This is a genomic window from Sphingopyxis sp. GW821-FHT02C12 (assembly GCF_059421785.1).
On the sequence record NZ_JBWKVQ010000002.1, the window covers coordinates 1,352,330 to 1,364,349 of the forward strand.

The following is a 12,020-nucleotide window of genomic DNA, read 5'->3' on the forward strand; positions in this document are numbered from 1 at the left end:
GGAGTCATGCTGCGGTTGCGCGTGCCGCACGGTGCGCTATATGACAGCTCCGCCAGGGGGACGGGGGGCGCCGGCCAAACAGGTGTCGTTCAGCAGCAGATGGCGTTCCGAATCAACCGATCCATGACCGATGCGACCGACGCACCCTCGCCCGCGCAGGGCATCGAAGGCGTATTGCTCGCCAACCGCGACCGCATCGTGCGGTTCCTCGAAGTGCGCGGCGCGGGCGACGGCGCCGAGGACCTGTTCCAGGACCTGTGGATGCGGCTGACCGAGCGCCGCACCGGACCGATCGCCGATCCCTTGTCCTATGTGATGCGCGCGGCGAACAATCTGATGCTCGATCGCTATCGCTCGGCGCGCCAGCGCATGCTGCGCGACCATGCGTGGGGCGAAAATACTGCGGTCGAAAGACCCTCGGCCGAGGCCGCGCTGATCGCGCGCGAGCAGCTCGTGCAGGTCGAGGCGGCGGTGACCGCGACCGGCGAGCGACCGGCGCGCATCTTCCGCCGTTTCCGTGTCGACGGCATCGCCCAGCGCGACATCGCCGCCGAATTCGGCGTCAGCCTCAGCACCGTCGAGGCCGATTTGCGCAAGGTCTATGCGGCGCTTGCCGCGGTCAGGAGGCATTTCGATGCGTCCTGAAACCGACCCCATCATCGAAGCCCGCGCGATCGACTGGGTGATCCGCCAGCGCGACCCCGAATTCGCCGACTGGGACGCCTTCGCCGACTGGCTCGGCACAAGCCCCGACCACGCGGCGGCCTATGACGCGGTCGCGCTCCTCGACGCCGATCTCGACGCGCTGCCCCGCGATCCCGCGCCGTCGGTCGTCATCCGCGAAGACGCGGCACCGCGCCGCGCCCCTTCGCGCCGCGCCTGGTTCGGCGGCGCGATCGCCGCGGCGCTGGTCGGCGCGATCGTCCTGCCCAACCTCGGCCTGTTCGCCGACCCGAACCGCATCCAGACCGCGGCGGGCGAACATCGCACCCTGACGCTCGCCGACGGGTCGAAGATCGAGATCAACGGTGGCTCGGTCGTCACGCTCGACACGGATCGCCCGCGTTTCGCGCGCCTCGAAAGCGGCGAGGCGATGTTCCACGTCGTCCACCGCGAAGGCGATCCCTTCGTCGTCGAGGCCGGCGAAAACCGTATCGTCGACCTCGGCACCGCCTTCAACGTCGTGCGCCGCCACCGCGAAACATCGGTCGCCGTGTCCGAAGGCATCGTCGTCTATAATCCGCAGCGCGACAATGTCCGCATGCTTGCCGGCGAAGGCATCGAGGCCCGGGACGGCGACGCCAGGCCGCCTAAGGTGCGCAGCGTCGATGCCGCGTCGATCGGCGGCTGGCGCTCGGGCCTGCTCGTCTATGCCGACACGCCGCTGGCGGTGGTCGCCGAGGATTTGCAGCGCACCGCCGGGATGAAAGTGACCGTCGCGCCCGAGACGGCGCAACAATCGTTCCGCGGCGCGCTGGTCGTCGGCGACGATCCGGCCCGCACCATCGCCGACCTCGCCGCCCTGTCGGGGACACGCGCCGAAAAGCGCGGCGACGGCTGGGTGCTGACGCGCTGATATGAACCGCACCCTGCCCTTCCTCGTCGCGGCCGCCGTTCTGTGCGTGCCCACCGCGGCATCGGCGGCGGAGGAACGGGCATTCGACGTGCCCAAGGGCAGCCTCGCGACCGCGCTGCCGCTCGTCAGCCGCCAGGGCGGCGTCAGCATCAGCGTCGCCGATGCGCAATTGTGGAACGGACGGGTCAAGGCGGTACGCGGGCGGATGAGCGTCGACGAGGCGATCCGCCGCATGCTCGCCGGGACCGAAGCGCGCGCGGTCCGGGTCAGCGCGACCAGCTGGCGGATCGAGCGCCGCCCCTCGCCGCCGCCGAAGGTCGCGCGGCGGGCGACCTCGCCGCCAAAAACGCCGCCATCGAGGACACGGGAACCCGACAATCTGGTCGCGGGTCCCGGCGACGAAATCATCGTCACCGCCTCGAAGACCGACCTTCCCTACGCAAGCTTTGCCGGCGTCGCCACCGTTCTCGATGGCGGCGATTTGGCGTTCGGCGGCGAGCGCGGAATGGAATCGATCCTGTCGCGGATGGCGACCGTCTCCTCGACCCATCTCGGCTCGGGGCGCAACAAGCTGTTCATTCGCGGCATCGCCGATTCCAGCTTCACCGGTCCGACCCAGTCGACCGTCGGCCAGTATCTCGGCGACATCCGGCTGAGCTACAACGCCCCCGACCCCGACCTGCGCCTGTACGACATCGAAAGCGTCGAGATTCTCGAAGGGCCGCAGGGCACCCTCTATGGCGCCGGATCGCTCGGCGGCATCATCCGCGTCGTGCCGCAGGCGCCCGATCCCGACCGGCAGACGGTACAGGCGAGCGCAGGCGTGTCGCTGACCCAGCACGGCGACCCCGGCGGCGACCTCGGCGCGACGGTCAACCTGCCGATCGGCGAGACCGGCCATGCGCTGCGCCTCGTCGGCTATATGATCAGCGACGGCGGCTATATCGACAATCCGCTGCGCGGGCAGAAGGACGTCAACCGTGTCAATGTTCGCGGTGGCCGTGCCACCTTCCGCGTCGACGCCGGCGACGACTGGACCATCGATCTCGGAGGTGTCTATCAGTCGATCGCCTCGCAGGACGCGCAATATGCCGACAAGAACGCCCCGCCGCTGATCCGCAATTCGATGGTCGAGCAGAATGCCAAGGCGAAATACGGCCTCGGCACGATCGTGGTGATGAAGGACTGGGATGGGCTGCATTTCCAGTCGTCGAACGCCTTCGTCAGCCACCGACTGTTCGAGCGCTTCGACGCGAGCAGCCCGAACGACCCGCCGCGCATCCTCGACCAGCGCAATGCGACGCGGATGTTCGTCAGCGAGACGCGCCTGTCGCGCCCGTTCGACGATGGCCTCGGCTGGGTGATCGGGGCCAGTATCCTCGACAATCGCACCCGCCAGAGCCGCGAACTGGGCAACGCACTGGTCCAGATGCCGCTGACCGGCGTCGCCAACCGCATCACCGAATTCACCGGTTATGGCGAGGCGACGGTCGAAGTCATGCCGAACCTGATCGCTGCGGGCGGCCTGCGCCTCTCGCATGCGCGCCTCGACGGGGCCGGCAGGGATATCCCGCTCGATGTCGCTTTCGCGGGCCGCGCCGAAACCGCGCATCGGTCGGAGACCGACCTGTTGCCGTCGGCGTCGCTGCTCGCCTTGCCGGTGCGCAATGTGACGCTCTACGTTCGTTATCAGGAGGGTTTCCGCCCCGGCGGCCTCGCGGTCGACAATAATTTCGTCCGCCGTTTCCGCAACGACCAGGTCCAGACACTCGAAGCCGGCGTGCGCTTCGGCGAAAAGGGCTGGACGCCGTTCGACGCCAGCCTCTCGGTCTCGCACAGCCGCTGGCGCGACATCCAGGCCGATTTCATCGACACCAACGGCTTTCCGACCACCGCCAATATCGGCGACGGCCGGATCACCAGCATCACCGGCGCCTTTGCGGTGCGGCCGACGCCCGAATTGTCGTTCGAACTCGGCGCGGTCTATAACCACAGCCGCGTGACCGAGCTTTTCTCCGGCGAACTGCGCACCATCGCGGTTCGCGCCGCCGCCGCGGGGGGCGATGTCGGGATCACCATCCCGCAGGAGGCGCTGCTCGCGCGCCTCGGCCAGATTCCCAATGTCGCGCGCTACGCGGTCCGCGGTTCGTTCAACTATGCCGCACCGATGGGCGACGAGGATCTGCGCATCAACGGCTGGGCCAATTATGTCGGCCCGTCGCGGCTCGGTATCGGCCCGATCCTAGGCGAGGGTCAGGGCAAATATCTCGACACCGGCCTCGCGATGCGCCTCGGCGATCACCGCCGCGGCCTGTCGCTGACGCTGACCAACCTGTTCGACGCCAAGGGCAATCGCTTCGCGCTCGGCACGCCGTTCGTCGAGGGCAGCGCGGGCTTCCTGACCCCGCTACGCCCGAGGACGATCCGCATCGCGATCGACGTGGCGTATTGATTTCAGCCGAACGACCGCTTTTGGGCGGTTAGCGGCCGTCTCAATCCTCCCTGTCGCGCAGCGATGGGGAGGTGGCAGCGCGAAGCGCTGACGGAGGGGCCGACGCCGTCAAAGGCTGGCGCGAGGCCGCGGCCCCTCTACCACCGCTTCGCGGCGGTCCTCCTCCCCACGGCTTCGCCGCAGGGAGGATTGAATGGGACCCGCTAACGCCCGCGAGCCGCCTTACAGGCTACTCCGCCAGCGTCAGCGCCTCATAGCGTTCCATATGATAGTCGGCGCTGCCGAACTGGCCCTCGATCATCGTTGCGCGCTTGAAATAATGGCCGATCGCCAGTTCCTGCGTGATCCCGATGCCGCCATGGGTCTGGATCGCATTCTGCCCGACGAAGTTCGCGCCGCGCGCGACCTTGTTCTTCGCCGCCGACACCGCCGCCTTGCGTTCGTCGGCGGGCAGGCCGAGCTTCAGCGTGCCCATGATCGTCATCGATCGCGACTGTTCGACCTCCATGAACATATCGACCATGCGATGCTGCAGCACCTGGAACTTGGCGATCGGAATGCCGAACTGCTTGCGCTGCTGGGTATATTCCAGCGTGCCTTCGTGCAGCTTCTGCATCACACCCGTCGCCTCGGCACAGACCGCGATCGTCGCTTCGTCGACGACCTGTTCGATCAGCCCCAGCCCCGCGCCCTCGCCGCCGAGCAGCGCGTCGGCAGGGATCGCGACATTCTCGAAATAGATTTCGGACGCGCGGCTGCCGTCGACGGTCGGATAGTCGCGGCGCACGATGCCGGGCAGATTGGCGTCGATCAGGAACAGTGACACGCCGTCGCGGTCGCGCTGGCCGCCGCCGGTGCGCGCGGTGACGAGCAGATGCGTCGCCCAGGGCGCGGCATAGACCACGCCCTTGTGTCCGTTGAGCACATAGCCCGCACCGTCCTTCTTGGCGGTGGTGCGCAGGTTCGCAAGGTCATAGCGGCCCTGCGGCTCGGCATAGGCAAAGGCGACGATGACATTGCCCGCGATGATCTCGGGAATGAACTTGTCGGCCTGCGCGCCGCCAACGGCCTTGAGTGCGCCGCCGGCGATCACGACGGTCGGCAGATAGGGCTCGATGCCGAGCACCTTGCCCAGCTCTTCCATGATGATCGCATTTTCCAGCGCGCCGCCGCCAAGGCCGCCATGCTCTTCGGAAAAGGACGCGCCGAGCATGCCGAGTTCCTGCGCCAGCGCGGTCCAGATCGCGGGGTCGCGGCCTTCGTCGCTCGCGATGAACTTCTGGCGCGTCTCGAAATCATAGGTGTCGCTCAGGAAACGGGCGAGCGTGTCGCGGATCATGTCCTGCGTTTCGGTGTAGGTGAAATCCATCTCTATATCCTCGTCGCCCCCGCGAAGGCGGGGGCCGCTATCGTTTTACACTGCGGCGCTGGATAAGGCCGACTGCGGTCCCCGCCTGCGCGGGGACGACGCATGCTTCAGAGTCCGAGCACCATCTTGGCGATGATGTTGCGCTGGATCTCGTTCGACCCGCCGTAAATCGTCGTCTTGCGGACGTTGAAATAGGTCGGCGCGGCGCGGTGGGCATAGTCGGGCCCGATCGGATGCTCGTTGTCGCCTTCCCCGAAACCGCGGAAATAGGGTGCGCCATAATGGCCGACCGCTTCCAGCGTCAGTTCGGTCAGCCGCTGCTGGATTTCGCTGCCCTTGATCTTGAGCAGGCTCGATTCCGGCCCCGGACCCTTGCCCGCGTTCGGGCCGGCCAGGCTGCGCAACTCGGTGAATTCGAGCGCGGTCAGGTCGATCTCCAGCTCGGCGATCTTGCGCTTGAAGAACGCGTTGGCGAGCAAAGGCTTGTCGCCGTCGAGCTCGGTGCGGGCGATTTGCTTGACCTTCTCGACTCCGCGCTTCGACGACGCGACGCCGGCGATGCCGGTGCGTTCGTGGGCCAGCAGGAACTTGGCGCAGGTCCAGCCCTTATTCTCTTCGTAAACGCGCTGCGACTGCGGGACGCGAACGTCCTCGAGCCACACCTCGTTGACCTCATGCTCGCCGCCGAGCGTGATGATCGGGCGCACGGTGATGCCGGGCGACTTCATGTCGATCAGCAGGAAGCTGATGCCTTCTTGCTGCTTCGCGTCCTTGTCGGTGCGGACGAGGAAGAAACCCCAGTCGGCGTGCTGCGCCATCGTCGTCCAGGTCTTCTGGCCGTTGACGATATAGTCGTCGCCATCGGGGACCGCCGCGGTGCGCAGGCTGGCAAGATCGGACCCGGCGCCGGGTTCCGAATAGCCCTGGCACCACCAATCCTCGCCCGACAGGATGCGGGGCAGGAAGTAAGCCTTCTGCTCGGGGGTGCCAAAGGTGTAGATCACCGGGCCGACCATCGCGAGGCCGAAGGGCATCAGGCGAATACAGTCGGCGCGCGCGGTTTCCTCGGAAAAGATGAAGCGCTGCGTCGGGGTCCAGCCGGTGCCGCCATATTCGACCGGCCATGCCGGGGCGACCCAGCCCTTGTTGTACAGGATCTTGTGCCAGGCGAGGAAATCTTCCTTGGCGAGTTCGTCGCCCTCATCCTGCTTGCCGCGCAGGTCGGCGGGGTAATTTTCGGCGATGAAGCTGCGCACTTCCTGCTGGAAGGCGAGGTCTTCGGGGCTGAACTCCATGTCCATTATGATTCTCCCAAGGGCTATGCCGACCTTATATGGCCGGTTCACGCTTACGTAAAGGTAAGTTGCTTCTTGCTACGCGATATGCGCGACCATCGTGAAGATGCGCGTCTTTGTCCAGCGCAGCGAGAATGCGTCAGCCCACGCCGCCCCGCCGCGTCACGATGACCACCGCCCCGTCGCTGAAATAGGCGTTGCGCCGCTCGGCGATCGACAGCGTCACCGGGACGATGGCGCCGTCGCGAACCACCAGGTCGGATTCGATCCGCGCCGGTTTCCCGTCGCGCAGCACCCCCTCCAGCGCATCCGAAAATTGCGCCCGCCGCGCGACCGCGAGCAAAGCGGAGAATTTCACCCTCCGGATCGCCTCGTCGCCGACCCCCAGCATGGCGGTCAGCGAGGCATTCGCATATTCGACCGCCTCGCGCAGCGAGATGCACGCATGGCCGATGCCGCCATCGGCATCGAGCGCGCGGAGCGCCGCCGTCCGCGCGTCGCTGGCCTCGAGCGCGGCGATCACCTCGCTGACGTCGCGCAGGATGATCGCGCCGCCGATCGGCAGCGGAACGAGGTCGGCGTGCAGCCATTGCCCGGGCCGCAGCAGCGACGGCAGGTCGCCCGAGAAGCGCTCGCGATGGTCGATCATGCGCAGGATGTGGTGGAAGATCAGGCTCGTCTCGATCCCCGGCAGCGCGGCGGCGAGCGGCTGCCCGACCAGCGCCGCTGCGGCGACCTCCAGCATGTCGGCCGCCGCCGGATTGACCGCCGAGATCCGCCGCTGCCGATCGACGAAGATCAGGCTGTCGCGCACCGATTCAAGCAGCAGGACCTGTGAATCGCGCAGTTGCGCTTCGCCGCCCTCGCCCGCCCCGCCCAGCCGCCGGTAATCGTCGAGCGAGATCAGGACATGCGCGTCCTTGCCATGATGGGTCACCACGACCGGCTTGCGCGCCGAATGCAGCCGCCAGCTGGCAAAACCGCGAATGAAGTCCGCCGCCGATACGCGCGCATGGGACTGGCCTGTTTCCATCTCATCCTCCGAAGCATCGCTGCTCCTTCCCTTATGGGTCGGTTTGGGACGCTTTCACTCCGGAACGGACTAACCGACGAGCTTCGCCTGACCGCAGCGCAGCGCGTTGAGGCGTGCATCGGCCTGCCCGACATGGACCCCGAGCACCCCGGTCACCTGCTGCAGCACTCCGTCGAGCAGTGGCGTGGTTGCGCCGACCGTGGTCGCGACGAGCGACTTCAAAGCCCCCAGATTCAGCCCGATTCCCAGCACCGACCCGCTAAGGTCCATGCGGTCGGCGAGCGACTTGGCCGCCCCCGCCACCAACCCCGTGCTCGACACCGTCTTGACCGTGCCGTCGGTGATATTCGTTCGCGAGAAGGAGACCGGTTTTTCCGCCAGATCGGACAGAACAAGTTCGGCTTCGGCGTCGACGCTGGCGAGCGGCAGTTTCAGCAGGCGCGCCTTTTGGGGATCGAGTGGGCGGTTCATGTCGCGAAACGCACTATCGGTGACCGTCCCGATCGCCAGCGACGCGGGCGACGTCGTCACCGCCAGCGTTACCGCCTTGCTCGCATTCTTGCTGCAATCGATCGCGGAAATCCGCGCCGAGGCCGATCCAAGTTCGGCAAGGATCGGCAATTCGATCGTCGCGACCGGCGTCGCGATCCTGGTGTCGATCCGCAGACGTACCTGCGCGGTGCGGACGACGACCTGATTGTCGTCGGTCACCGCGATCAGCGGCGAATTCGCCGGCGGCTCGCCGATGATCAGCGCCAGCTTCGCCTGTGTCCCGCCCGGCAGCGCGCCGACGAGGTCGAGGTCGACCTGCCGGTCCGCGGATCCCAGGATCAGCATCGTGCGCAGCAAGCTGAGCAGGTTGACGCGCACCGGGTTGGCGGCGTCGACCCGCACGCTCGACGAACGCGGGCCGAGGTCGATCGCCGACGCCGGCACGAGTTGCGTCGCGCTGGCCCGCGCCGCCATGTGTTCGACCAGCGGCGCGACATGGCTGTCCGATGCCGCCGCGAGCGCCGACGGCACCTGCGGCATCGTTACCCGGCTGTCGAGTGTCTGGCCGAAGGTCAGCGCCTCGACCCCGATCTCGCTGCGCAAGGCGTCGGAGAATTTCAACAGGTCGACGTCGGCGCTGGCGAGCGCGTTGTAATCCATCAGCGACAGGTTGAGTTCGCTGCCGGTTAGCGCCGACAGGATAGCATTGGGGACCCCGCCGCTCACCGCCGCGACGCGCGAACCGAGCGAGAAGGCGGCGTAGCCGCGCCGCGACCCGGTCGCCGAAGCGCTGATGATATTGCTGTCGCGTCCGGTGATGGCGCGGCCGAAGAACAGCCGGTGCTCGCGCGTCAGCACGACGCGCACCGCATTGGGCGACGCGCCGCCGGGCGTGAAGCGCCGTTCAGCGGCGATCCCGACGTCGGCGACATAGCGCCCGGGGGTCAGCGCGGCGATCGTGATGCTGCAGTTGCAATTGGCGGCGATGATGCGCTCGGCCGCGGCGCGTTCCTCGCCCGGCTTCGCCGCCGCCGCCATTGCCGCGGCGTCGGCGATCCCCTGCAGTTTGCGGCGATCGAGGTGGAGCGATCCGACATCGACCGCGAGCGCAGCGGCGCCGATCAGCATGATCATGCCGAAGGCGGCGGCGACGCTGATGCTGCCACGAACGTCGCGCGACAGCCGGGCAACAAGGGGCCGCGCGCGCATCATTCGACCGGCAGTTCGAAGGTCGCGCTGGCGCGGATGATATCGCCCGGCGTGGGCACCAGTGTCGAGCGCAGCAAATTGCCTTCGGGCACATGATAGGCGAGATCGACCGTCACCGTCTGCGCATTTTCGGACACCAGCACGCTGCGCAATTCGCGTCGATAACCGCCGACGCCGTGCATGCTGCGGTCGATCGCGCGGATCGCGACGGCGCGCCGATCGGCGGCATCGAGCCCCGTGATCGCGGCGCGTGCGCCGTCGTTCGCCGCCTGCTGGACGCTGTGCGCGAGCAGGAAATATTGACCGTAGATGAGGATGCCGAGCAACAGCATCAGGAAGAGCGGCAGCAGCAGCGCCGTCTCGATCATCGCGGTGCCGCGCCGGTCGCGGGCCAGTCGGGTCGATGTCTTTGTCATACCCGCCACTATGAGCGGGGGACGTAAGCGGACGCGCCAGCATCGCGAAACCGCGAAATACCGAATTCACATATTTTCGCTGCGCCCGTTCACTCGGTTTGCCTATCCGGTAAGGAGCGAACTACGCGGTTTTCGTCTTCGCCCGCGCGAAGGCTTTCACAGTCAAGACCAATAGACCCGCCGCCAAAGCTGCCAAATGCGTAAAATCAGTTACGCGACGGGAAGATCCCCTCAATGGCGATACAGGTGGTGATCGCGACATAGGGTTGCAGGGTCGAGATCGGCTGGCTGCCCCCCGCAGGTTGCACCTGAACCATGCTGCGGTCCATGAAATTGCTCGCCGGCGGCGTGACGTCTTCAAAGCTCTCGTTGCTCGAAATGCCGAAAGCGTTGCCCGCCGGGGTGGTCGCATTGGCCTGCGCGTTCGCGGTCTGGATCGCGCCGCGATGATCGTGCTTGGGCAGATTGTTCGTCGTCAGCGTGACCGTTTCCGTTCCGGCGGTTTCGCCGAGCGAGAATGCCGTCAGACCCGCCCCCTGCCCGTTGTGGATCGCCGAGCGTCCGCGCAGGTCGGGCAATTGGAAAGTCGTCTGGCCGTTACCGCCATAGGTGGTGCCGAGTAACGCGAACAATGCGGTATTCTGCGAGATCGACAGCGTCTGGCCGCTTGTACTGGCATAGCCCCGCGGACAGAAATTGGCGCCGACATAGATGATCTCGCCCAACAGCGGCTGGGGCCCCTGCGCCATTGCCGGCGCCGACATCGCCAGCGTCGATACGCCCACCGCCAGCCCGACCGTGAATGTCCGAATATTTGCCATGCCCGCCTCCATGTTTCGATTGTCCGCCATTGCCGCCCGCGATCAGTTTCGTGACGGGAACACCCCGAATAGGGCGATGCAATAGCGCGTCACCGTGAAGGGCGAGAGATTGGGGATAGGCGAACTGCCGCCGGTTTTCTGGACCGTGATCGTCGCGCTGTTCATCGCCCCACTGAAACTCGTGATATTGGTCGTATATTGATTGTCCGGGGTAATCGCGAACGCGTTGCGGAACGACCGCCGATTGTTGGCCTGGCCGTTGACCGTTTGGAACACCGCCTGATGCACATGTTGCGGCATCTGGTTGATGGTGAGCGTCTGCGTTTCGGTGCCGGCGACCTGCCCCAGATCATAGGGCGAAAGGCCGGGGCCTTGCCCCGGGCCAACGACCAACCGGCCCCGGATATCGGGCAGGGCGAAGGTCGTCTGCCCGTTCCCGCCATAGGTCGTGCCGAGCAAGGCGAAGAGCGCCGTATTCTGCGCAATCGAAAGGAGCTGGCCGTCCGTCCCCGCAAAGTCTCGCGGACAGAAATTGGCACCCGTCTGGATGATCTGGCTGACGTAATAATTCTGGGCGGTCGCAGGAACGGCAATCCCCGTGGCCAATGCGCTTGCAAGCGCCAATGATGTCTTGTGCCGCATCGTCTGTCCCCTCAAAAACGCTGCTTGGTATCGACCGCGTCAGCGGATCAGTTTCGCGGCGGAAAGATTCCGGTCGTCACCACGCAATATTGGATGGCGAGCACAGGTGAGCGGTGGCCAAACGGCTGCCCTTCGCCGGTCGGACGAATGATCACCGTGTCGCGGTTCATCAGCGCCGAGGCGGGCGTGGTGCCGCTGACATATTTGTTCGCGGGGGTCGTGCCGAAAGCGTTGCGAAAGGCGCGCCGCGAGTCGCCCGCCGCCGTCGTCGCCTGAACCAGTGCGACATGCTCGTGCCGCGGCATTTGGGCTTCGGTCATGGTGCTGGTTTCGGTCCCGCCGACCTGGCCGAGCACATAGGGCGAAAGACCCGGCCCCTGCCCCTCATGCACCGTCGCGCGCCCGCGAAGATCGGGAAGCGCGAATGTGGTCTGCCCATTGCCGCCATAGGTCGTACCGTAGAGCGAGAAAAGCGCGGTATTCTGAGCGATCGACAGAATGGCGCCAGCCGCCGGAGCCGTGTTGCGTGGACAAAAATTATACGGCGTCTTCAATATCTCGCCGAGGTAATAGGACTGCGCCGACGCCGGCGCCGCGATACCGGCGCATCCTGCGCCGACCGCGATCGTCGCCAGCAATATTCGCGTGATAGCCATCACCGCCCCCCTGTCCGCTGATCCGACGACAAGGCTAATCGGAATTTAACCGGAGTCAA

General features: G+C 66.3%; 11 protein-coding genes. 3 read left to right on the top strand and 8 right to left on the bottom strand.

Annotated features, from left to right (window positions below; translation table 11 throughout):
* The first annotated feature begins 123 nt into the window (after positions 1 to 123).
* Genes AC07U1_RS21775 through AC07U1_RS21785 form a run of 3 tightly spaced genes read left to right on the top strand, consistent with a single transcriptional unit; the run spans position 124 to position 4,028 of the window.
* A complete protein-coding gene (locus AC07U1_RS21775; protein ID WP_187141449.1) occupies positions 124 to 645 on the top strand; it encodes an RNA polymerase sigma factor in 522 nt (173 codons plus the stop codon).
* A complete protein-coding gene (locus AC07U1_RS21780; RefSeq protein WP_495177538.1) occupies positions 635 to 1,576 on the top strand; it encodes a FecR family protein in 942 nt (313 codons plus the stop codon). Before AC07U1_RS21775 ends, AC07U1_RS21780 begins: the two co-directional genes overlap by 11 nt.
* Before the next feature lies 1 nt (position 1,577).
* Positions 1,578 to 4,028, top strand: coding sequence for a TonB-dependent receptor (locus AC07U1_RS21785; RefSeq protein WP_495177537.1), 2,451 nt, complete (start codon positions 1,578 to 1,580; stop codon positions 4,026 to 4,028).
* 229 nt (positions 4,029 to 4,257) lie between these two features.
* On the opposite strand, the gene AC07U1_RS21790 is transcribed toward AC07U1_RS21785, so the two are convergent.
* The 8 genes from AC07U1_RS21790 to AC07U1_RS21825 form a co-directional block, all read right to left on the bottom strand.
* The gene (locus AC07U1_RS21790; protein ID WP_495177536.1) at positions 4,258 to 5,397 is read right to left on the bottom strand and encodes an acyl-CoA dehydrogenase family protein; all 1,140 of its coding nucleotides are present in this window, start codon (positions 5,395 to 5,397) and stop codon (positions 4,258 to 4,260) included.
* Positions 5,398 to 5,504: 107 nt separating this feature from the next.
* Positions 5,505 to 6,698, bottom strand: coding sequence for an acyl-CoA dehydrogenase family protein (locus tag AC07U1_RS21795; protein WP_056351696.1), 1,194 nt, complete (start codon positions 6,696 to 6,698; stop codon positions 5,505 to 5,507).
* A 133-nt stretch (positions 6,699 to 6,831) separates the two neighbouring features.
* The gene (locus AC07U1_RS21800) at positions 6,832 to 7,725 is read right to left on the bottom strand and encodes a PAS domain-containing protein (RefSeq protein ID WP_495177535.1); all 894 of its coding nucleotides are present in this window, start codon (positions 7,723 to 7,725) and stop codon (positions 6,832 to 6,834) included.
* 69 nt (positions 7,726 to 7,794) lie between these two features.
* The gene (locus AC07U1_RS21805) at positions 7,795 to 9,426 is read right to left on the bottom strand and encodes a TadG family pilus assembly protein (protein WP_495197802.1); all 1,632 of its coding nucleotides are present in this window, start codon (positions 9,424 to 9,426) and stop codon (positions 7,795 to 7,797) included.
* A complete protein-coding gene (locus AC07U1_RS21810; RefSeq protein WP_495177533.1) occupies positions 9,426 to 9,842 on the bottom strand; it encodes a TadE/TadG family type IV pilus assembly protein in 417 nt (138 codons plus the stop codon). The genes AC07U1_RS21805 and AC07U1_RS21810 overlap by 1 nt, the downstream gene beginning before the upstream one ends.
* A gap of 206 nt (positions 9,843 to 10,048) precedes the next feature.
* On the bottom strand, positions 10,049 to 10,663 hold the full coding sequence (locus tag AC07U1_RS21815; RefSeq protein ID WP_495177532.1) for a phage tail protein: 615 nt from the start codon (positions 10,661 to 10,663) through the stop codon (positions 10,049 to 10,051).
* 42 nt (positions 10,664 to 10,705) lie between these two features.
* On the bottom strand, positions 10,706 to 11,269 hold the full coding sequence (locus AC07U1_RS21820; protein ID WP_495177531.1) for a phage tail protein: 564 nt from the start codon (positions 11,267 to 11,269) through the stop codon (positions 10,706 to 10,708).
* Positions 11,270 to 11,352: 83 nt separating this feature from the next.
* A complete protein-coding gene (locus AC07U1_RS21825; RefSeq protein WP_495177530.1) occupies positions 11,353 to 11,961 on the bottom strand; it encodes a phage tail protein in 609 nt (202 codons plus the stop codon).
* Between the last annotated feature and the right edge of the window lie 59 nt (positions 11,962 to 12,020).